Annotated in this window: 21 protein-coding genes; 10 read left to right on the forward strand and 11 right to left on the reverse strand. The window is 72.7% G+C overall.

Going from position 1 to position 20228, the window contains the following annotated elements; all coding sequences use genetic code 11:
- Window positions 1-15 precede the first annotated feature (15 nt).
- On the reverse strand, window positions 16-567 hold the full coding sequence (locus tag ACGFX4_RS09965) for a hypothetical protein (RefSeq protein WP_393071504.1): 552 nt from the start codon (window positions 565-567) through the stop codon (window positions 16-18).
- A gap of 30 nt (window positions 568-597) precedes the next feature.
- The gene (locus ACGFX4_RS09970; RefSeq protein WP_393071505.1) at window positions 598-1401 is read right to left on the reverse strand and encodes a hypothetical protein; all 804 of its coding nucleotides are present in this window, start codon (window positions 1399-1401) and stop codon (window positions 598-600) included.
- A 675-nt stretch (window positions 1402-2076) separates the two neighbouring features.
- On the opposite strand from ACGFX4_RS09970, the gene ACGFX4_RS09975 reads away from it, so the two are divergent.
- Entirely contained in the window at window positions 2077-2232 is a 156-nt protein-coding gene (locus ACGFX4_RS09975) for a hypothetical protein (protein WP_393071506.1), read from the forward strand.
- A gap of 276 nt (window positions 2233-2508) precedes the next feature.
- Complete coding sequence (locus ACGFX4_RS09980) at window positions 2509-2661, forward strand: hypothetical protein (RefSeq protein WP_393071507.1); 153 nt, start codon at window positions 2509-2511, stop codon at window positions 2659-2661.
- A gap of 69 nt (window positions 2662-2730) precedes the next feature.
- On the opposite strand, the gene ACGFX4_RS09985 is transcribed toward ACGFX4_RS09980, so the two are convergent.
- Entirely contained in the window at window positions 2731-3411 is a 681-nt protein-coding gene (locus tag ACGFX4_RS09985) for a hypothetical protein (RefSeq protein WP_393071508.1), read from the reverse strand.
- A gap of 85 nt (window positions 3412-3496) precedes the next feature.
- The gene (locus ACGFX4_RS09990) at window positions 3497-4603 is read right to left on the reverse strand and encodes a hypothetical protein (protein WP_393071509.1); all 1107 of its coding nucleotides are present in this window, start codon (window positions 4601-4603) and stop codon (window positions 3497-3499) included.
- A gap of 94 nt (window positions 4604-4697) precedes the next feature.
- Between ACGFX4_RS09990 and ACGFX4_RS09995 the strand changes: the two genes are divergently transcribed.
- Together ACGFX4_RS09995 and ACGFX4_RS10000 are read left to right on the forward strand one after the other, a co-directional pair.
- Window positions 4698-5294 carry a GrpB family protein gene (locus ACGFX4_RS09995; RefSeq protein WP_393071510.1) on the forward strand — a complete coding sequence of 199 codons (597 nt, stop codon included), beginning with the start codon at window positions 4698-4700 and terminating at the stop codon, window positions 5292-5294.
- Between the two features lie 91 nt (window positions 5295-5385).
- Window positions 5386-5853 carry a hypothetical protein gene (locus ACGFX4_RS10000; protein ID WP_393071511.1) on the forward strand — a complete coding sequence of 156 codons (468 nt, stop codon included), beginning with the start codon at window positions 5386-5388 and terminating at the stop codon, window positions 5851-5853.
- A gap of 242 nt (window positions 5854-6095) precedes the next feature.
- On the opposite strand, the gene ACGFX4_RS10005 is transcribed toward ACGFX4_RS10000, so the two are convergent.
- On the reverse strand, window positions 6096-6467 hold the full coding sequence (locus ACGFX4_RS10005; protein WP_393071512.1) for a hypothetical protein: 372 nt from the start codon (window positions 6465-6467) through the stop codon (window positions 6096-6098).
- Between the two features lie 48 nt (window positions 6468-6515).
- On the opposite strand from ACGFX4_RS10005, the gene ACGFX4_RS10010 reads away from it, so the two are divergent.
- Together ACGFX4_RS10010 and ACGFX4_RS10015 are read left to right on the forward strand one after the other, a co-directional pair.
- Window positions 6516-7088 (forward strand): GNAT family N-acetyltransferase, encoded by a 573-nt coding sequence (locus ACGFX4_RS10010; protein ID WP_393071513.1) that lies wholly within the window; start codon window positions 6516-6518, stop codon window positions 7086-7088.
- Window positions 7089-7175: 87 nt separating this feature from the next.
- Window positions 7176-8114 carry a MerR family transcriptional regulator gene (locus ACGFX4_RS10015; RefSeq protein WP_393071514.1) on the forward strand — a complete coding sequence of 313 codons (939 nt, stop codon included), beginning with the start codon at window positions 7176-7178 and terminating at the stop codon, window positions 8112-8114.
- Between the two features lie 586 nt (window positions 8115-8700).
- Here ACGFX4_RS10015 and ACGFX4_RS10020 read toward each other — a convergent pair.
- The 3 genes from ACGFX4_RS10020 to tnpA form a co-directional block, all read right to left on the reverse strand.
- Window positions 8701-11013, reverse strand: a complete 2313-nt coding sequence (locus ACGFX4_RS10020) for an MFS transporter (RefSeq protein ID WP_393071515.1) — start codon at window positions 11011-11013, stop codon at window positions 8701-8703.
- 87 nt (window positions 11014-11100) lie between these two features.
- Window positions 11101-11958: a maleylpyruvate isomerase family mycothiol-dependent enzyme gene (locus ACGFX4_RS10025; protein WP_393071516.1), complete on the reverse strand. Its 858-nt coding sequence runs from the start codon at window positions 11956-11958 to the stop codon at window positions 11101-11103.
- Between the two features lie 104 nt (window positions 11959-12062).
- Entirely contained in the window at window positions 12063-12491 is a 429-nt protein-coding gene (gene tnpA, locus ACGFX4_RS10030; protein ID WP_393071517.1) for an IS200/IS605 family transposase, read from the reverse strand.
- Window positions 12492-12543: 52 nt separating this feature from the next.
- Here tnpA and ACGFX4_RS10035 point away from each other — a divergent pair, with 52 nt between their 5' ends.
- Window positions 12544-13758, forward strand: a complete 1215-nt coding sequence (locus ACGFX4_RS10035) for an RNA-guided endonuclease InsQ/TnpB family protein (protein WP_393071622.1) — start codon at window positions 12544-12546, stop codon at window positions 13756-13758.
- A gap of 128 nt (window positions 13759-13886) precedes the next feature.
- Complete coding sequence (locus ACGFX4_RS10040) at window positions 13887-14558, forward strand: class I SAM-dependent methyltransferase (protein ID WP_393071518.1); 672 nt, start codon at window positions 13887-13889, stop codon at window positions 14556-14558.
- 38 nt (window positions 14559-14596) lie between these two features.
- On the opposite strand, the gene ACGFX4_RS10045 is transcribed toward ACGFX4_RS10040, so the two are convergent.
- From ACGFX4_RS10045 to ACGFX4_RS10055, 3 genes are all read right to left on the reverse strand, one after another.
- Window positions 14597-15322, reverse strand: a complete 726-nt coding sequence (locus ACGFX4_RS10045) for a class I SAM-dependent methyltransferase (protein WP_393071519.1) — start codon at window positions 15320-15322, stop codon at window positions 14597-14599.
- Window positions 15315-16169, reverse strand: coding sequence for an SMP-30/gluconolactonase/LRE family protein (locus ACGFX4_RS10050; protein WP_393071520.1), 855 nt, complete (start codon window positions 16167-16169; stop codon window positions 15315-15317). The genes ACGFX4_RS10045 and ACGFX4_RS10050 overlap by 8 nt, the downstream gene beginning before the upstream one ends.
- 156 nt (window positions 16170-16325) lie before the next feature.
- Window positions 16326-17087, reverse strand: a complete 762-nt coding sequence (locus tag ACGFX4_RS10055; protein WP_393071521.1) for an SDR family NAD(P)-dependent oxidoreductase — start codon at window positions 17085-17087, stop codon at window positions 16326-16328.
- A gap of 508 nt (window positions 17088-17595) precedes the next feature.
- Here ACGFX4_RS10055 and ACGFX4_RS10060 point away from each other — a divergent pair.
- Window positions 17596-18546, forward strand: coding sequence for a TauD/TfdA dioxygenase family protein (locus ACGFX4_RS10060; RefSeq protein ID WP_393071522.1), 951 nt, complete (start codon window positions 17596-17598; stop codon window positions 18544-18546).
- 93 nt (window positions 18547-18639) lie between these two features.
- A complete protein-coding gene (locus ACGFX4_RS10065) occupies window positions 18640-20226 on the forward strand; it encodes an ABC transporter substrate-binding protein (protein ID WP_393071523.1) in 1587 nt (528 codons plus the stop codon).
- Window positions 20227-20228: the final 2 nt, after the last annotated feature.

The following is a 20228-nucleotide window of genomic DNA, read 5'->3' on the forward strand; positions in this document are numbered from 1 at the left end:
GCGCCGGTGGCGGGTTCAGGCCGACGGCAGGGACGCCGGAACCCGGCCGGTCTCCACCCACGAGGCCACGATCGGCTCGACGGGCACACCGAAGGCACCCGCCAGCAGGACATGCAGCAGCAGCCCGGTCGCCTTCGCGAACAGCAGCGGCGACGACTCCCGGTCGTACCCCGCCCGGTCGACCACCAGCCTCCCGGCCGGCAGCGCGCCGCTGTCCAGGTACGGCTGCAGCCCGTGCACCGCGGCATGGTCCAGCCCCTCGGGCAGGCCCGGCAGCAGCGTCCCGGGAAGCAGCCCCGGCAGCGGCGCCGGCCCGACCGTCTCCCAGTACCGGACCCGCCAGTCCATCCGCTCGCCCTCGCCCGGCACGTACTCGCCGCCCACCAGCGCGACAGCCCGCTGACCGCCGTAGTTCCGGTGCACCTCCAGCACCGCACGCGACCGCACACCCGAAGCGACCGGACGGGCCGCCACCAGCCCGCCGACACCACGCTTGCCCAGCAGCCGGAACTCGACACGGTCGCCGTCGACGGCCGCCTCCGTCCCGGACGTCCTCACGGCGAACACAGGGAACTCCTTCATGCGTTGCTGCACGGCTCAGACGTGACAGTGGACGTTGACCAGCAGGACATCGTCCGGAAGCGCCTTCAGGTACGCGTCGACGTGTTCCTGACCCGCCGCCACGTCCGGCGCGTGCGGGCAGGCGGCCGGCGTGTCGCAGCGGCCGTGGACGCCCGCACCGCCGTCCTCGTGCCACCAGCCCTCCAGCGTCAGAACATTGCGCCGGTTCAAGGCCCAGGCCGCCGCCTTCGCGACGAACTCCTCGCGTGGAGTGGACCCGATCCGGGCGACCGGATCCATCGGACGCAGGAACCAGAAGCTGAAGCCCGCGACGGGCAGCGTCTCCACGTACGCGGTGAAGGCCCGCACGAGCGGCTGCGCCCAGTAGTCCGCCGACGCGTGCTGGGACGTGTACAGCAGCGGTGCGGCGTCATGACGGGCGAGGAAGGCCTGCCAGGGACTGGGCGCCGGCAGGTCGCGAGCCAGCTCCCGCCAGCGCAGCCACGCCGCGTCGGCGAGCTCCACCGCCTGCTCGTACGAGGCGGAGAGGTCGAGCAGCCCGCGCGGCCCGCCGGCGCACCACCCGAAGTCGTTGGGAGCCACCTCCTGCACCGACAGGAAGCGGCTGGGGATCTCGTGAATCAGCCGGACGTCGTTCTCCGCACCGGTCACGACAGGGAACCCACCGCCATGCACCGTGCCGCCGGTGATCCGCCACGCGTCCCAGATGTCCAGGTCTTCGCCGCGCGCGTAGTCGATCTCGAAGGGCGCCATCGCCTCCGCAACCGCCTCCTCCACCCGGTCGGCCGCCGACGGAGGCAGGCACACGGTGATGCTCATTCCGGCCATGGCGGCATCAGATCACCCCGGCGCCACGGCCGACCAGCGGATTTCCGCCACCGACGACGCGACGACGCGACGACGCGACGACGCGACGAACGCGGTTGACGCGTCCGGACGGAGGATGATCGGCTTCCGGAATGGACGACAGCTCGACCCGTGACCGTGTGCCGCCCGAGGCGGTCGAACTCCTGCGGGCACTCCTTCGGGACGACACGCCGGCCCACCGTGCCCTGCGGGCGCAGATCCCCCACCTGAGGGTCACCGGCGGATGCCCGTGCCCGTGTCCCAGCCTCGACTTCGGCCCGGCCGAGTGTGACTGAGCACCGTAGATGGCCAAAGTTTTCAGGCTACTTGGCCAAGATCGAATGCATCTGTGCTACTCACGGCCGCGAGGTCTGGTGTCGGACGACAGCGAACTGTCAGTGGCTGGCGACAGGCCGTACCGCGCGCTCGGCTGCGGCACGGCCTGCGACTCAACCGCGATCGGCGGCAGGCCTGGTGACGCACCGATAACCCGCGCCGCTGACACTTCATGTCGTTTCGCTGAACCGGATGTCGTCCGGCAAGGCGGACGCGAAGGGGAGGCCGAACGCCGGCTCTCCGCCTGACCGCCCCCTTGACCGCACACCCCCACAGCCCCTCTCATGGAAGGACGGCGGGGAGGTGGTCACGGTGGCCGACGGACCGAACGGCGGACGCGACGTACCGGGAACGGTGATGGTCGTGGTGCTGGCGGTGATCGTGCTCGCCCTGATGCTCTTGGGGGCGACCGCGAACGACGCCCAGCCCGGCCGGTCCGGCTGCATGGCCTCCTGCGACTTGCACTGAGCCTGCGCCTCTCGACCCTCGGCGAGCGTCCCCTGGGGGACTGTCCCCGCATGGGCGGGCGCCAGGTAGACCTGAGAAGCATGTTGCCGCACGGCTGGTCCTTGTGATCGTCACTTCTCGTGCCTCATGTCGCCGATCACTGACATCTCACGTCGCGACCCACTGACGTTCTGACGTCGTCCGACATCTGGCCAACTACGGTGAAAGCCGTGGCCATCTACGGTGCTCAGTCACACCGAGGCAGCCGTGGAATCGGCGCCCGTCACCGGGCAACCCGTGGCCGAGGCCATCGTGCTCGACGCCGCAGGGCAGGAGATCGGCGGTGCGATGGTGTTCGCCTACGACGGGTACCTGTCCAACCTGGAGGTCTACACCTGGGAGGACACACCGATGGCGGGCCTCCCCGCACCCGACCGCCTGCGCTGGTGAGTGCGCCCGGCGGCAGCGGTTCAGGACGCTGCCGCCGGTGCGCTCGCCGAACGGGCGGGCCCGCGACGCTCAGGCGCGCTTGATTGCCGGGAAGGACGCCGTCGTGTCGACGTAGTACTTGCGGACCAGCGGGCCGAATCCGTCCGGCGAGTTGCCGAGGATCATGGCCTTGATCACCTGGTTGCACTTCGCGTCAGTGAACGCCGACACCTTCGCAACGGTGCCGGCGCCGCCGAGGGCGACGGGGATCCACGCGTTCCGGGACTCCGGCGTGGCGCTGACGTCCGGGTCGAGACCCAGGAAGAACGAGCGCCCGCCGGGCTCCTGCCCGGTGGCCAGGAGCAGGATCACGTGGAAACCGGTGCCCTGCTTGTTGTGGAACGTGCTCTTGGATCCGGCCACGTGCCCCGTCGGACCGTTGAGGGTCACGGCGCGGTCGCCGTGCAGGATGGTGCTGATCCCCGCCCACTTGGGCGCGATCTCCACCGCCGCCGACAGATCCCCCGGCTCGTAGAGCCCCCCTGCGCCGGGGCTCAACCGCTCGCCCAGGTCCTTGGCGCGCTCGCCGCACAGCTTGTCCAGCACTCCGTTGAAGAAGGTGGAATCGGTCGGCATCTGCAACCAGACCTTGAGACGGTCGAGAGCGGTGGCCGCCACCGTGGCGTCGATCGCCTGCGAGATCCGAGCCCGCAGTGTCGCGACCGTCGGGGTCGTCACGTCCCCGATTTGGACGTACGCCTGCTCGATCATGAAAACTCCCCCCAGAGTCAACTCCCCTGCCCCCACTATGGCGTACGGACCCCGCCGCCCGTGGTGCAACCAGAAAACGGAGTTGTCAGACCGAGCGGGGCGGCCAGGAGCCGGTGAGGAGCCGTTCGGCCTCGGTGACGACGGCGTCGGACGCCTGCCGACGCGCGGCGTGATCGGCGGCGTCCGCGGCTGCGAGCAGATTCGCGAGCGGCTGGAGCACGTCGGGCCGGCCGAGCGCCGCCCAGCCGTCGTGCACGACCGCCCCGGCGCCGGTGGCGGGTGACGCGCTGCCGGTGACGATCAGTCGGAGCCACCAGCGGACGAGCTCCCAGCGCACCTCGGCGTCGTCGGTGGGGATGGCGCTCGTGATGCCGAGTTCGCCGAGCACCCGGTCGAAGAGGGCGGGCGCGGTGCCGAATTCGGCGGGGCTGAGGGTGGCGAGGCTCTGCAGGGAGGGTGCCTCGACGTCCAGCACCAGCGCGACCAGCCCGGTCTGGACGAACTGCTCGTCCGGGACCAGACGGCCGATCCGGCGTTCCAGCGCCAGCATGCGCAGGTGCTCGACGGCGTCGGCGGCGGACCGCTCGTACGGGTCGTGCGGCGTGGTGAACGTGCTCTCGTCGCGGTGGACGACGTACGACCAGAAGCGGACCCGGGAGCGCGGCCGGGCGCTGCTGCGGGACCGCCCGGTGAACTCGAACGCGAGGTAGTCGGCGAGGTCGTCGCCGTAACAGATGATGTCGGTCTGGTGGACCGAGAGCACGGGGTGGCCGTGGTCGCCCGCTCCGGCCGGCAGGTAGCGGTGACCGAAGACCGGGACCAGCCGGGGTACGGCGGCCAGTTCCGCCCGTGCCACGCGCTGGGCTTCCCCGGTGTCCTCCGGTCGCGGCCCCCACAGGGGGTGCCAGAAGCCGTTGTGCGCAACGGCGAACAGGACACCGTCGACCGGTGCGCGCAGACGCTCCCACAGGTCGTCCGGGTCGCCGTCGCGCCAGTCCGGCCAGGATGGGGAGCCCGACGGGAGCCCTGCGGACAGGAAGGTCCGATGGTCCGCCGCGAAGCGGAAGCCGAACCGGGCCTCGACGGTGTCGAGTTCCTGCTCGCTGAGGCCGGGCCGGACCTCGGTACCGAGGTGGCGCTGCAGTGCGGCGGCGGCCTCGACGGTCAGCGGGCCGGGTGACGGGGAGATCATTCCGGCAGCGTACGACCTGCACCTGCGAGGACGAGCGGGGTGTCGCAGGCGAGGCGCGGAGATGTCGGTCGGTGAGCAGGCTAGGATCGCGCGGGTGGCATCGGATATCCGGCAGCAGGTCGTCGTGGTCGAGCCCGATCCGCTGTGGGAGCTCGGCGGACGCACGCTCGCGGAGGGGCTGCGCGACGTGCTCGGGCCGCTCGCCGTGCACGTCGATCACATCGGCAGCACGGCGATCCCCGGGATGGCCGCCAAGCCCGTCCTCGACCTGCAGGTGAGTGTCGCCGACCTCGCGGCGGCGGAGGCGGCGTTCGACGGGCCGTTGGTCGAACGCGGGTTCCGGCTCTCGCCGTACCGGTACGACCACGTGCCGGCCGGACGGGACGACGACCCGGAGCGGTGGGCCAAGCGGTACTGGTCGCGACGGGGCGAAGCCGGTGCGGGCCCCGACTGCAACCTGCACGTGCGGCTCGTCGGGTCGCCGAACGAGCGGCTGGCGCTGCTGTTCCGCGACTGGTTCCGCGCCCACCCCGAGGCGGTGCCCGCGTACGCGCAGTTCAAGACGGTGCTCGCCGGTGCCCTCGCCGACCTGGACGACTACGCCGACGTCAAGGACCCGGTGGTCGACCTGGTCGTGGTGATGGCGGAGGAGTGGGCCACGGCGACGGGCTGGGAACCGCACCGCAGCTAGGACGTGCAGGTGGTCCTGGTCAACAGGTGGCTCGGGCGAGGCGCTCGTACCGGATAAGGTGCCCCCCGAAGTCAGGCATGAGGGGGACACGTTGGAGCGGCGGAAGCTGATCGGGATCGGGGCGGGGCTGGCGGTCCTACCCGCGTGGTGGGCCCTGCGTCAGGTGGCGAGCGGCGCAGAGGGCGACTGGCACACCGAGACCGCGCCGCTGGAGCGGGCGTTCCCGCTGCTGGGCCCGCTCACCGACGCCAAGTGGGTGAGCAGCCGGGACAACGACCAGGGCGTGCCGTCACCGGAGCTGGTGATCTCGGGCTTCGCCCGGCTGGCACCGGGGAAGCTCGCCGAGCTGACGGCGGCCCACGCCTTCGTCTCCGACGGGCCGGCCGACGACTTCTCCTCGTGGTTCGAGAAGCCGCTCAAGGGCGAGGGGCCGGACAACCCGCAGTGGATCCGATCGAACGACCTCGACCGCGACGGCAACGGCCCCTCCACCACCAACCTGTGGTTCGACCGCCGCACCGACACCGTCCGCTTCTGGGCACTCAACCCGTACGGATAGGGCACGCAGCGGGTGCGATCAGTCTGTGGGTCTCGCCCTCACAGTCATGGCCGCCCGATCCGCGCGGGACGCGGCCCGGGCCTGTGCGGATCACGGGCGGCGGCCCCGGGCGGAGACCATCGGGGAGGTCGCCAGGTCCAGGCAGATCAGCGGCTGCGCGGCCGGACCGCAGCGGTCCGAAAGGACGAGGCGCCGACCGCTGTTCCGTGAACGGGCGTGGGGCCGTGGCCCGGTGGCTGAGCTCAGCTACCGGCGTTCACCAGGTGTTCGGCCATGGCGGCCGCTTCGTCGGCGTCGGCGGTCTCGAGTCGTACGAAGACGGGCGCGTCGTGCGATGCCTGGGTGCAGACGAGATAGCGGCCTTCAGGGACGAGTGCTATGCCGACGGCGAGGTCGTCCCCGTTGCCGATCCACGACTCCGGGCCTGTGCTGAACCGGAGCCTCGCATGGCTGGTGAACGGGTAGTAGCGGCTCAGCGAGGTGTTTCTCGCGGCGAGGACCAGGTCCTCAAGGATGGGCGGAACCCACGAACGGCCAGGGATCCGGCAGCCGTCGTCCTGTTCGGCTGCTGCCTGGGTCAGGAAGTCCCATGCCTCGCTGAGAGAGTCGCTCACCCCTCTGATTCTGCCTCGACGGTGAGCCCTCTCGCATACGATCGACTGATGCACAACACCGTCGTACTGCATGCGGCCGCGATACCGACCGCTCCCGCCCTCCTGCTTCGTCCCTGGTGCACGGAGGACGTTCCCGCGCTGGTAGGGGTGTTCCAGGATCCGGTGTTGCGCCGCTGGAGCAGCTCCGTCGTGAAGGACGAAGCCGACGCGATGCGGTGGGTCCAGACCGAGCAGCGGGGCTGGGCGACGGGAGGCAGGCTCGGCTTCGCGGTCCTCGAATCGCACCCCGGTTCGTCGCACGGGCAGTTGGTGGGCAACGTCGTCCTCAAGGAGGCGTTCCCCGGCAAACCGTCCGCGGAGGTGGGCTATTGGACCGCGGCGCACGCCCGTGGGAAAGGTGTGGCGCCGCGGGCCCTGGAGGCTCTCACCGGTTGGGCCTTCGACACCCTGGGGCCCGATGGGCTGAAGCAGCTCGAACTCCTGCATCAGGTGGACAACCTGGCCTCGTGCCGGGTGGCGGAGAAGAGCCGGTACGACTTCGACAGAGTCCTGGCCGCTGCGCCGCCCGCCTTCCCGCGCGACGGCCATCTGCACATGCGGCGCAGAGAAACCGCCGAGTAGTCGGCGGGACTGCTGAACGAGGGTCGATCTGCCGCTGCCGGCCGACGGGCTTGAGTCTCCAGCAGGGGGAGACGCAAAGCTGAGGGCATGGACGGCGACACGCTCTATTCGATCGGTGACCTGGCTCGGCGGACCGGGCTGACGGTCAAAACCGTTCGGTTCTATTCCGATTGCGGAATCGTGGTGCCGACCGATCGCAGCCCGGCCGGCTACCGCCTTTACGACATCGAAGCTGTCGCACGTCTGGACCTGGTGCGTACGTTGCGTGACCTGGGACTGGACCTTGCCACGATCCGGAAGGTCGTGGACCGGGAGCTCTCGCTTCCCGAGGTGGCGGCAGCGCACGCCGAAGCCCTGGCGGCGCAGATCAGCACCCTGAGCCTGCGGCGCGCGGTGCTGACGGCGGTGGCCGAGCGCGGGGCCACCCCTGAGGAGATGGATCTCATGCACAAGCTGGCCAAGCTCTCCGAGGACGAACGCCGATGCCTGATCAGCGACTTCCTCGACGCCGTCTTCGGCGGTCTCGATGCCGACCCCCGATTCGCCGGGGCCAGGCACTCGATGACCCCCGAGTTGCCTGACAACCCCAAGACCGAGCAGGTCCGAGCCTGGGTGGAGTTGGCCGAGCTGTCCCAGGACCCGGACTTTCGCGCCGGCGTTCGGCGGATGGCCCAGAACCAGGCGGCCGAGCATTCCCGTGGCGACACCGCGATCCTGCGACGCGACCAGGTCGCGGCCGTCCGCGAGCTGGTCGGCCCAGCACTGGTAGCCGGCATCGCACCGACATCGCCCCAGGCCGATCCGACCGTCGCGGCGCTGACAGCTCACTACGCGCATATCGTCGGCCGCCCTGACGACGTCGGGCTCCGCAGGCGGCTGCTGGCCCGGCTGGAGCCCGCGAACGACCCCCGCAGGCAGCGGTACGCGGACCTGCTCGCAGTGGTCAACGGCTGGCCTGCTCCGGAAAATCTGGTCCCCGTGCTCGAGTGGTCCATGCAGGCCCTACGTGCCCGGATCCCGGAGTAGCGGGCCGGACGGAGACAGCGCGGCCGGAACGGGACGGGCACCGTTGACGGACCGCCGGCGGGCCCGAGCGGACTCGACGAGGTCGACTCGATCGGGTCGGTGGTTCGCAGGCGGGTGCTCGGCCAGGGGCGCGCATGCCACCGTTCGGGGTGGGGAAGTTGGGCGGCCGGCCATGATCCAGGGTTTCCCCCGTCCGAAGACACCTTGGGCACGGCAGGGTGCTCAGAGGAGGTAGTGGGCGAGGGCTCCTCGAGGATGGCGCGGGCGGCGACCGGGGCGAAGTCCGGGGTGACGGTGGCAGAGCCGGCGATGCCGGGCACCCGGCGGGCCTCGGCGAGCAGGTCGGCCGCCCGCAGCATCATCTTGCTCGGCACGCACGCCCAGTACGGGCATTCGCCGCCGACCAGTTCGGCCTCCACGCCGACCACGTCCAGTCCGGCCTCGGCGAGGCGTCCGCCGACGTGTTCGCCGACTGCGCCGAGGCCGATCACCACCACGTCCGTGTCCCTGGGCATGGGCCGGCTCCCTCCGTACGCGCTCGTGTCCCGTCGAGGGGGCGGCTGCCCGGCGGGGGCGGATGCAATCCTCAGCGGGCGGGGCGGCGGTCGAGGGCGATGACGGCGATGTCGTCGCCGAGCTGGTGGGTCCACTGGCGGGCGTCGGCGGTGAGGAAGCGGACCAGGTCGTCGGGGGCCGCGGACGGGGCGTGGGCGAGGCGTTCGGTGAGCGGGTAGAACTCGCCGGAGGCGTTGCGGGCCTCGCTGAGACCGTCGGTGTGCAGGATCAGCGTGGTGCCGGCGGGGAGCGGGATCCGGGCGGGTGCGGGGGCGGCGCCGTCGCCGAGGACGCCGAAGCCGAGCGGCAGCAGCGCGGGGACGGCGAGTTCGGCGGTCGAGGCGGGGGTGACGGCGAGCGGGGCGAGGTGGCCGCAGTTGATGACGGCGAGCTGGTCGTCGCCGTCGCGGAGTTCCAGGATCAGCGCGGTGGCGAACAGTTCCTCGTCCTCGCGGGTGACGGCGGCGCGGACCAGCTGCCGGTCGAGACGGGCGGCGAGCTCGCCGAGGTCGGGCGTCTCGTGGACCTGGGAGCGGAAGCAACCGAGCAGGTCGGTGACGGTCTGCACCGCCTGCAGGCCCTTGCCGCGGACGTCGCCGAGCAGGATCCGCGCCCCGTACGGGGTGTGCAGCGCCTCGTAGAAGTCGCCGCCGATACCGGTGTCGGCGGTGGCCGGCTCGTACAGGGAGGCGAGCCGCAGGTCGCCGAGGCGGGGCGGGACGTCGCGCAGGACGGCGCGCTGCAGGGCGGTGGCGGAGGCGCGGGAGGTCGCCAGCCGGTCGGCCTGCCGGACGCGGATCCAGGCGGCGGCCCCAGCGGCCAGGCCGATCGCCATCACCGAGGTGATCGCCCACGGGCGGTCGGCGTGGTCGGCGCCGGCCAGTCCGCGCAGCAGCAGGTACTGGACGCCGGCCGCGCCCGCGACCGCCAGGACCACGGTCCGCTTCCCGAGCGCGAGGGCGGCCGCGCCCGCCACCACGGTGCCCACCCAGATCAGCTCGTGCACCCCGGCATGCCCGGCCGTCGAGAGCACCGTGGAGGCGTGCGGCACGGCCGCGGCGGCGGCCGTGCCCAGCAGCAGCGCCACCGGATACAGGCCGCACATCGTGGTCCGGCACTGCCGGGGCAGCGCCGCCAGGAACTCCGTCGCCTGCGGCACCTGGGCCAGCATCGTGCCGAAGCCGACCAGGGCCGCGATCACCCCCGCGACGGCCGCCGCCGCCGTGGCGCCCGAGGGCAGCGCGTGGAGCAGGACCATCCCCACGGCGGCCAGCGGCAGGCCGAGCGAGGCGGCGGCGACCCGGGAGACGCCCCGCCGCGCGGCGAGCAGGCCGGCCGCCGCCGTACCGAGGCCGAACGCCGACACCGCCAGCAGCCCCTGCCACGCCGGCGCGCCGGCGGCGGTCGTCAGCGCCGGCACGGCGAGCACCAGGACGACCTCGGTGAACCCCAGCGCGACGGCGGCCGCGGTCGCCGACAACGTCTCGGGAACCGGAACCCGCCAGGCGCGCGGGCGGCGCCGGGCCGAAGCCCGCAGGGCCGCGCAGCCCGCCACCGCGAGCGCCGGCCCCGCCGTCTCGGCCGCCAGCACCCACGGATCGGTCCAGCCGCGGGCCGGGCCGAGCTGGAGCGCGGCGACGGTCAGGGCGACGGCGGGCAGCATCACCGCGGTGAACGCCGCGACCTCCGCCGGGCGTGCGCGCGGCACGTCGGCGGGCGGCAGGAAGCGGCGGACGGCCAGCGCCAGCCCCGCGGCGACCAGTGGGACGACCGCGGCGAGGGCCCGCCAGCCGACCTGGTCGACCAGGCGGGCCGCCAGGTTGGACACCGCGAAGAACGCCAGCCCCATGGCCGCCAGCACGCCGCCGACGACCCGGCCGATCCTGCCAGGCAGATGCCGCTCCGGCACCGACGCCAGGCACACCACGAACGCCGCGCTGACCGCCATCCCGACCAGCACCCGGGCGAGATTGAACGACCACGGGTCGAAGGCGGCCACCAGCAGGAGGCCGCCCGCGCAGAGTGCGGCCAGCGACCAGGCGAGGACGCGGCGGGCACCGAACAGGTCCGCCGCCGGGCCCGCGGCGAACAGGCCCGCGACCACCACCAGCACGCCGAGCACCTGTCCGATCCCGGCGCGCGCCGGGCCGACACCGAGCTCGACCGCCGCGCGGGGCGCGGCCGCGCCCTGCAACCCGGGCAGCAGCACGCACATCACGGCCACCACCGTCAGCAGCACGCTCACCAGCCGCGCCGGCTCCGACGGCCGCCGGACCCCGCTCACCTCTCCGGTGGCCGTCGCCTCCGCCGTCACCCCTGTCACCGTCCGCTTCCACACCGTCACGAGCCTATCCCCGCAGGTACCGGCCGGGGGCGACGCGACACCCGGGCGGACGGGGGGTCAGCTGAGGTCAGGTGGGCGGACGGCAGGTCAGGGTGCGGAGATGAGGCGGCTGAGGTCGGGGGCGAGCCAGGGGCGGCGGCCGCCGGCGCGGATGCGGCCGGTGGCGACGGCCTTCCACATCGGGGTGCGGCGGAAGGAGACGAGGAGGAAGGCGGTCGGGTCGGCGGTGATCCGGCAGTCGTAGGCGCGCGGCGGGGCGTCGCGGGTGACGGTCGCGCGGCCGTCGTCGACGACGATCGCGAGGCGCGGTCCGCCCTTGAGGACGAGGTCGAAGGCGACGCTGACGCCGGCGGCCCGGTCCGGGTCGAGGGCGAGCGGCATCATGGTCGGCATGGCCTGGCCGAGGACCAGGCTCGCGTCCTCGGGTGCGATCGTCCACGGGAGGCCGGCGCCGCGGGCGATGTCCAGGCCGTGGACGAGCGACTCGCTGAGCAGCAGGCCGGTCGCCGCGGCGACGGTGAGGTGCTGGTCGGGGCCGTACCAGGGGGTGCGGAGCGGGGTGTCGGGGGAGAGTTCGGCGGTGGCGTGCAGGAAGAGGGTGCCGCGGTCGGCGATGTGTGCGCCGAGTGCGGCCCGCTGCTCGGCGTCGAAGAGCTGGATGGCGACGGCGTTGACGTCGGCGATGCGCCGCTGGAACGGGAGGTCGCTGGCGGGGACGAGGGCGTCCCAGTCCATCGGCTCGTCGGCGGCGACGGCGCTGAAGCCGAGGTGGACGGCCGCGAGGTGGGCGCCCGCGTCGCCGATCGTCCAGTGGGGGACGCCTGAGGCCGCGTCACGGTCGGGGACCGCGTCGAGGAGGCGGACGAGGCGGTCGATCACCGCGGCGAGCGCGGCGCGGGTGCGCGCGTGCTCGGTGGCCGGGTCGAAGGTCGTGGCGGTGCCCATCCCTTGATCTTCGCAGGGAATCCCGGCCTTTGGGCCGGGCGGGGATGCGGTCCTTGGCCCGGAGGCGCGGAGCGGCGGAGTTCGCTGCGTCTCCGGGGTGACGGTCAGGTCGGGCGCTTCTGGTTCTCGATGTACTCCCTGACGGTGCTCAGCGGTGCGCCGCCGCAGGAGCCGGCGAAGTACGAGGGTGCCCAGAAGACGGACCCCATGCCGATCCGGTTGATGCGTCCGGTGTACTCGGCGCGCAGGTAGCGGGAGCTGACGCCCTTGAGGCTGTTGACCAGCTTGGAGACGGATACCTTCGGCGGGTAGTGCACCAGCAGGTGGACGTGATCGCCCTCGCCGTTGAACTTGCGCAGCTGGGCGCCGAAGCTCTCGCACACGTCGCGCATGATCGCTTCGCACCTGGTCAGCATGGCGTCGTCGAAGACATCGCGCCGGTACTTGGTGACGAACACCAAGTGGACGTGCAGGTGGTGAACGACGTGGTTTCCCCGCCGTATATCGGGGTCCGGTTCCCAGCGTGGCGACATGCACCAAGCGTAGTATGGTCTTCGAAGGCCGGACCGAAGGGGGGTGGGCTGGATGATCCGTGCGTACAAGTTCCTGATGCGGCCCACCGTGGGCCAGCAGCAAGCATTGGCCGAGATGCTGCGCGATCACTGCTCGCTCTACAACGGGGCCTTGCAGGAGCGCCGTGACGCCTGGCGGCACGTCTCCAAGACCTCGATCACGTACGGGATGCAGTCCGCGCAGCTCAAGGAGATCCGGGCGTTCGACCCGGAGCGTCAGGGCCGCTGGTCGTTCTCCTCGCAGCAGACCACGCTCCGCCGTCTGGACAAGGCGTTCGCGGCATTCTTCCGCCGGGTCAAATCCGCTGAGACGCCCGGATACCCCCGATTCCGGGGAGTGAACTGGTTCGACACGGTGGACTTCCCCAAGGACGGCGACGGATGCCGCTGGGACTCCACCCCGCACGGCCCCGTCACCCGCGTCCGCTTCCAGGGCGTCGGCCACGTCAAGGTCCACCGGCACCGGCCCGTGGTCGGCAAGGTCAAGACCGTCTCGGTCAAGCGCGAGGGCAAGCGCTGGTACGTCATCCTGACCGCCGAGCAGACGCAGCCCGAGCCGCTGCCCAAGACCGGTTCCGCGGTCGGCATCGACCTGGGCATCGCCAACTTCCTCGCCGACTCGGGCGGCGCATTCGTGCCCAACCCCCGCCACGCCCGCGCCGCCGCCGCGAAGCTCGAAGCCGCACAGCAGGCGCTCGCCCGCTTCCCCCGCGTCCGCCGGGACAAGCGCACCGCCAACCACCGACGGGCCGTCCAACACGTTGCCGACCTGCACCGCAAGGTCCGACGCCAACGCCTTGACCATGCACACAAGACCGCCCTGGGTCTGGTCCGGGAGCACGATTTCATCGCGCACGAAGACCTCAAGATCCGCAACATGGTCAAGGCCCCCGGCCCCAAGCCCGACCCCGACCGGCCGGGCAGCTTCCTGCCCAACGGCGTGGCAGCCAAGGCCGGGCTGAACAAGTCGATCAACGATGCCGGTTGGGGGGTGTTCCTCACGATCCTCACCAGCAAGGCTGAAAGCGCCGGTCGGGAAGTGATCGCCGTGGACCCCCGCAACACCTCCCGCACCTGCCCCGAATGCGGGCACGTCGCGGCGGAGAACCGGACCACCCAGGAGAAGTTCCACTGCGCCAGCTGTGGCCACACGGCCCACGCCGACACCGTGGGAGCCATTAACGTTCTACGGGCCGGGCTGGTCCGTCGCGACGCCAACCCGGCTTAGCGAGAAGCCCCGGCGTTTACGCCGGGGAGGAGTCACGGCGCTCCCCTGGCAGTGGACGGGCCCGCAGATTACCGCTCAGTAGGGTCGATTGGACAGGGGCTGTCAGCGCCGGCTGGGAGGATCGGCGGATGACCGAATCTGCTGCCATCAGGGCCTACTGGGACGCTGCTGCCGAGGCGTTCGACGAGGAGCCGGACCACGGACTGCGGGAGGAGGCGACGCGTACGGCGTGGGCGGAGTGCCTGGCCGACTGGCTGCCGGGCGGGGCGGGCGGGGTGGAAGGGGCGCGCGAGGTGCTGGACGTGGGCTGCGGCACCGGTTCGCTCTCGCGCCTGCTGGCCGAGGCGGGCCACCGGGTCACCGGCGTCGACCTCGCGCCGCGGATGGTCGAGCGGGCCCGCGCCAAGTTCGCCGCCGCCGGTCTCCCGGGCCGCTTCCTGGTCGGGGACGCCTCGGCGCCGCCGACCGGCGGGGCGCAGTTCGACGCGGTCCTCGCCCGGCACCTGGTGTGGACGCTGCCCGACCCGCTCGCCGCGCTGCGCGCCTGGGTCGACCGGCTGCGCCCGGGCGGGACGCTGGTCCTGGTCGAGGGCCGCTGGGCGCAGGCCGCCGAGCCGGACCCGTACGTCGCCGGGGCGGAGCGGCTGCCGTGGAACGGTGGGGTGGGCGCGGCCGACCTGGCGGACGCCGTCCGCCCGCTGGTGGCCGGGCTCCGGGTGGAACCGCTGGGCGACCGGCCGGTGCTGTGGGGCGGTCCGGTCACCGACGAGCGCTACGCGCTGATCGCGCGGGCGCGGTGAGGCACGGCGCGGTGGGGTGAGCAGACCCGGCGGGGTGATCAGGCCCGGCGGGCGAGGAAGACGAGCTCGCGGCCGGGCCGGTCGGGGGCGTCCCGGACGTCGAGGAGCCGGAACCCCTGCGCCGTCAGGTCCGCCTCGACCTCCGGGCGTTCGCGGAACCGCAGGGTCGACTCGGAGGTGAGCCGCTGCCCGTCGGCGGCGAAGAGGTAGGTCCAGCGGAAGGTCACCAGCGGCCCGTCCACGGCCAGCAGGTCGACCCAGTACTCGACCGCGCCGACGTCCGGGAGGTCGGCGACCCGGTGGGTGGCCGACCGGTTCCAGGTCTCCCAGGCACGGGCGGCCGGGTCGCGGGTCTCGAACACCAGGTGCCCGCCGGGACGCAGGGCGTCGTGGGCGCCCCGGAGGGTCCGCTGCCACGCCTCGGGTGCGGCGATCGCCTGGGCGACGTTGGCGGTCATGGTGGCCAGGTCGACCCGCAGCGGCGGCAGGGCCGTCACGTCGCCGCGGATCCAGCGGACCCGGGCGGCGCCCGGTTTGCGCTCCGCCACCTCGACGGAGGCGTCCGCCGGGTCGACGCCGACCACGTCCAGGCCGTGGTCGGCCAGCAGCAGCGCGAAGCAGCCGGTGCCGCAGCCGATGTCCAGGACGCGCCCCGCACCGAGGCCGAGAGCGAGGTCCCGGTAGGGGAGCAGGTCGCCGCGGTCCGGTTCGAGCAGGTCGTAGACGGCCGCGAGCCGGGGATGGCGGAACTCCTCGTCAGCCATCGGAGGGGCCCGACCAGAGCTGGGCGGGCAGGCCCTTGGCGCCCGGGGCGTCGCGGAAGAGCAGTCCGGAGGCGGGGTGCCGGGAGCTGGTGGCGGTGGTGATCCACAGCGTGTCGAGTCCGGGCCCGCCGAAGGTGCAGCTGGTCGGGCGGGGCACGGGCAGCTCGACGGTGGCGAGGACGCGGCCGGCGGGGGAGAGGCAGTGGACGGCCCAGCCGTCCCAGAAGGCGACCCACAGGTTGCCGTCCGCGTCGAGGGTCATGCCGTCGGGCATGCCCGGGATGCGGGAGACGTCGATCGAACGGATCAGCGGCCCGACCGGGCCGTGCTCGGGGTAGGCGAACAGGTCGATCCGGCGGGTCGGGGTGTCGATGTACCAGAGGCGGTCCGGCTCGGGCCAGGCGAGGCCGTTGGGGATGGCCAGGCCGTCGAGGACGGCCGACACGCCGCCGTCCGCGCCGAGGCGGTAGAGCGGGCCGGGCAGCCGCGGCTCGTCGAACTGCATGGTGCCGGCGACCAGGCGCCCGTACGGGTCGCACTTGCCGTCGTTCATCCGCCGGTCCGGGCGGTCGGGTTCGACCGCGGCGAGCAGGTCGGTGCGGCCGGTGGCGAGGTCGAGGCGCTCGAAGCCGCGCTCGGTGGCGAGGACCGCGCCGCCGTCCGCGCCGATCGCCAACGTCCCCGGCACGGTGTCGAGTTCGGTGCGGACGGTGTGCCCGGTGGAGGGGTCGTGGCTGAGCACGCAGCGGTCGGGGATGCCGATCCAGCGCAACTGCGCGGCGGCGGCGTCCCACACGGGCCCCTCGCCGAGGGCGAGGCGGGCGGAGTCGGCGACTTCGGCGAACACGTGCGGTCTCCGGGGTAGTTGGGACGGCGGGTGGGATCACGCTACCCGCTGACCGGCCGGAGGACACGGGTTACGCCCGCGAGGCCCGTGGCGGCGCGAGGCCCGCGAGGCCCGTGGCACGCGCGACACCCGCGACGGGCCTGACGCCCGCGGGGCTCAGCGGAGCAGGGCCTCCGGGAGCATCGCCGCCATCCCGCCGTCCACGGCCAGGCAGGCACCGTTGACGAAGGAGGACTCCTCGGAGGCCAGGAAGGCCACCGCGCGGGCGACCTCGCCGACGGTGGCGAACCGGCCGAGCGGCGAGGCACTGCGCAGCGCGTCGCCGAGCTCCGGGTCGCTCCACACGTCGCGGTTGCGCTCCACCGGGACGAAGCCGGGCGCCACCGCGTTGCAGCGCACCCCGAGCGGCCCCCACTCGACGGCGGCGGCCCGGGTCAGCGCGAGCAGCCCGGCCTTGGCGGCCGCGTACGCGGCGAAGCCGGGCACGGCGCCGTGCGCGTGCGGGGAGGCGAGGTGGACGATGGTCGCCGGGCCGGACGGGTCGCGGGCGGCGACGAAGGCGGTGCCCAGGCGGCGGGCGGCGGAGAGCACCAGGTCGAAGGTGCGGTGCCAGGACTCGTCGGTCTGCCCGAGCGGCGCGGGCGTTCCCTCGTAGGCGGCCTGCACCAGGATCGAGGCCGGGCCGCCGAGGTCCGCGGCGGCGGCCAGCACGAGCGCGGGCGTGCCCGGGTCGGTGACGTCCGCGCGGAGCGGGGTCAGCAGGCCGGGCTCGGCCAGCCGCGAGACGTACCCGGAGACGTCGACGGCGACGATCCGGGCGCCGCGGGCGGCCAGTTCGGCGGTGACGGCGGCACCGATGCCGTGGGCGGCGCCGGTGACCACGGCGACGCGGTCGACGAGGTCCTGCGGGCGGGTCAACGGGGGCTCCTGGGCGGGTCGGGGTCGCGCGGGCGCCGGCACGACCGGGACCGGCCCGACGGAGCGGCGGATCGTGCCGCCGACGGCGGTCCGTGCACCACCGAAGCTAGGGAGGTGACGGGCCGTCGGGCAAGGGCCGAGGGCCGGCGGACATCGGACCGCCATGGTCCGCAACATGGCGAAACATTGCGCAATACCCGTTCCCACCAGGCGAGATGGTGTTTGACAGGGCCCGCCGGCGTTCCCCAGGATGGCGGTCAACCGCAGCCCACCAGCCGAAAGGGGGAACGATGAACGCCGCCGTCCGTGCCGCCTGTCCCTGTTTCCCCTGCTGTCGCTGCGCCTGCGCGATCCGTCTCTGACGTCCGTTCCGGATCGCCGCCCTTCCTTCCCCGGCACTGCCCTGCCGCCCGCCGTGCGGGCCGCCGTGGCGTTCCGTGCCGCCCTCCGCCACACCCCGCACCCCCGTACGCCCCGAACCGGGCGCCGTCTCCTGAGGAGCCATGCCATGACCACCGCTGTCGACCTCCGTACCACCCCCGCCGCCGGCCGGATCGGCGCGATCGTCCACGACGTCCGTCTGGGCGGTGACCTGTCCGCCGGGACCGTCGCGGCGCTGGAGGAGGCCCTGTACCGGCACAAGGTGCTGTTCTTCCGCGGCCAGCAGCACCTGGACGACGCCGGGCAGGAGGCGTTCGCCCGCCTGCTCGGCCGGCCGGTCGGCCATCCGACGGTACCGAGTGCGGACGGCCGCTACATCTTCGAACTGGACGCCACCAAGGGCGTCCGGGCCAACAACTGGCACACCGACGTGACCTTCGTGCCGTCCTACCCGAAGGCGTCCATCCTGCGGGCGCTGGAGCTGCCGGAGGCGGGCGGCTCGACGGTGTGGGCCAACACCGCGGCCGCCTACCAGGACCTGCCCGAGCCGCTGAAGGCACTGGCGGACGGCCTGCGGGCGGTGCACACCAACGACTACGACTACGCGGCGAGCCTGGCGCTCACCCCGGAGCTGGCGGAGAACCGCGAGGTCGCCGAGCTGTTCCGGAAGGTGTTCGTCTCCACCGCGTTCAAGACCGAGCACCCGGTGGTCCGGGTCCACCCGGTGACCGGCGAGCGCAACCTGCTGCTCGGCGCGTTCGCCCAGCGCATCCAGGGCGTCTCGGGCGCCGACAGCCGCGCCCTGATCGGCATCTTCCAGCGGTACGTCGAGCGGCTGGAGAACACCGTCCGCTGGGACTGGAAGGTCGGCGACGTGGCGATCTGGGACAACCGCGCCACCCAGCACTACGCGGTCAACGACTACGGCGACCAGCCGCGCCTGGTGCGCCGGATCACCCTGGACGGCGACCTGCCGGTCGGCGTCGACGGCACCCCGAGCCGCCTGCTGGAGCCCACCGAGCCGCCGGCCGTCCCGGGCCTGGTCCCGGCCGAGCAGCTGGAGCCCGCCCACTCCTAGTCGCTCAAGGCCCGGTGCGGCCGCGGGCCGGCCGCACCGGGCGCCCCTTCCCCCTTCTCCCACCCCGCAACGAACCGACCTGAAAGGGCCGTCATGGCTGCCACCACCCCGTCCACGCCGTCGTCCGGGCTCTCCCGCCGTACCCTGCTGCGCGCCGCGCTGGCGGGAGGCGGGCTGGTGACCCTCGCGGCGTGCCGATCGGCCGCCGACACGACGGCGGACACGGCCGCGGCCTCGCCGCGGCGGGGCGGCACGCTCTCCGTGGCGACCGGCGTCGACCTGACCCCGAGCCTGCTGTTCGCGCAGAGCGCCAACACGCTGGTACAGCGCCTCGTCTACAACACGCTGACCCGGTACGACGACAAGCTCCAGCCGCAGCCGGAGCTGGCCACCTCCTGGCAGCTCGGCGCGGACGGGAAGAGCATCACCTTCAAGCTGCGCGAGGACGTCGCCTTCCACGACGGCCGGAAGTTCACCGCCGACGACGTGATCTTCGCCGTCAAGAACCTCCAGAACCCCGCCCGCTCGGCCCAGTTGAGGGCGACCGCGGCCGCCGTCACGGACTTCCGCAAGAACGGCGACCACGAGCTGACCCTGGTCCTCGCCCACCCGGTCAGCAACCTCTTCGACCTCTTCGAGTTCATGATCATCGCCGACTCGGCGACCGTCGAGGACGCCCTCGCGGGCAAGCAGTTCATCGGCACGGGTCCGTACCTGCTGACCAAGCGCAACCCCGGCTCCTCGGTCACCCTGGTCCGCAACGAGAAGTACTGGAACCCCGGCCGCCCGTACCTGGACGGCGTGGAGATCCGGGTGATCCCGCAGGCCGAATCGCTGCTCTCCTCGCTGAAGACCGGTCAGAGCCACCTCTCCTACAGCATCCAGGGCAAGGACGTCGCCACCCTCAAGGGCAACCCGGCGTTCCGGATCACCCCGTACGACACCGGCTCCGGCGCGGTCTACGTCGGCGCCAACGTCACCGCCGAGCACGTCGGCGACAAGCGCGTCCGGCAGGCCATCGCCTGGGCCGTCGACCGCGAGCGGCTGGTGCAGCAGGCCCTCGGCGGCTACGGCCTGGTCTCCGCCGCACCCTGGCCCAAGTCCTCGCCCGCGTACAGCGACGCCAACGCCGGCCGCTACCGGCACGACCCCGACAAGGCGCGCGCCCTGCTCAAGGAGGCGGGCATCACCGGCACCATCACGCTGCCGTTCGCGCACTCCAACACCCCCGAGTCCACCGCCATCGCCCAGATCGTCCAGTACGACCTCAAGCAGGTCGGCATCGAGACCGTGCTGCAGCCCACCGACTCCCCGACCATGCAGAAGCAGCTGATCGCCCAGTCCATGCCCGCGCTGTGGACCCTCAGCCACGGCTTCGCCCAGCTGCACCCCGCCACCCTCGCGGTCAGCGCCTACCCCTTCAACGAGGCCAAGAACAGCTCCCGCTTCACCTCCCCGGCCTACACCGAGACCGTCCAGCAGGCCTGGAAGCGCGCCGACAGCGACAGCGACGAGGCCAAGGCGCTCTACCAGAAGATCACCGACACCCTGCTCGACGAGGAATTCGTGATCGACCTGGCGATCGCCGGACTCGTCGAGGTGGCCGGCGCCAAGGTGCACGGCGCCACCCTCAACAAGTTCAACTACCTCAACCTCGACGACGCCTACCTGGCGGCCTGAGC

This window comes from Kitasatospora sp. NPDC048365, assembly GCF_043200835.1.
GTDB lineage: Bacteria > Actinomycetota > Actinomycetes > Streptomycetales > Streptomycetaceae > Kitasatospora > Kitasatospora terrestris.

Excerpts from the sequence above, each read along its gene's own strand:
- ACGFX4_RS09970 (WP_393071505.1), bottom strand. The coding sequence starts at position 1,401 with ATGAGCATCACCGTGTGCCTGCCTCCGTCGGCGGCCGACCGGGTGGAG.
- ACGFX4_RS09985 (WP_393071508.1), bottom strand. The coding sequence starts at position 3,411 with ATGATCGAGCAGGCGTACGTCCAAATCGGGGACGTGACGACCCCGACG.
- ACGFX4_RS09990 (WP_393071509.1), bottom strand. The coding sequence starts at position 4,603 with ATGATCTCCCCGTCACCCGGCCCGCTGACCGTCGAGGCCGCCGCCGCA.
- ACGFX4_RS10010 (WP_393071513.1), top strand. The coding sequence starts at position 6,516 with ATGCACAACACCGTCGTACTGCATGCGGCCGCGATACCGACCGCTCCC.
- ACGFX4_RS10015 (WP_393071514.1), top strand. The coding sequence starts at position 7,176 with ATGGACGGCGACACGCTCTATTCGATCGGTGACCTGGCTCGGCGGACC.
- ACGFX4_RS10025 (WP_393071516.1), bottom strand. The coding sequence starts at position 11,958 with ATGGGCACCGCCACGACCTTCGACCCGGCCACCGAGCACGCGCGCACC.
- tnpA (WP_393071517.1), bottom strand. The coding sequence starts at position 12,491 with ATGTCGCCACGCTGGGAACCGGACCCCGATATACGGCGGGGAAACCAC.
- ACGFX4_RS10035 (WP_393071622.1), top strand. The coding sequence starts at position 12,544 with ATGATCCGTGCGTACAAGTTCCTGATGCGGCCCACCGTGGGCCAGCAG.
- ACGFX4_RS10040 (WP_393071518.1), top strand. The coding sequence starts at position 13,887 with ATGACCGAATCTGCTGCCATCAGGGCCTACTGGGACGCTGCTGCCGAG.
- ACGFX4_RS10045 (WP_393071519.1), bottom strand. The coding sequence starts at position 15,322 with ATGGCTGACGAGGAGTTCCGCCATCCCCGGCTCGCGGCCGTCTACGAC.
- ACGFX4_RS10060 (WP_393071522.1), top strand. The coding sequence starts at position 17,596 with ATGACCACCGCTGTCGACCTCCGTACCACCCCCGCCGCCGGCCGGATC.
- ACGFX4_RS10065 (WP_393071523.1), top strand. The coding sequence starts at position 18,640 with ATGGCTGCCACCACCCCGTCCACGCCGTCGTCCGGGCTCTCCCGCCGT.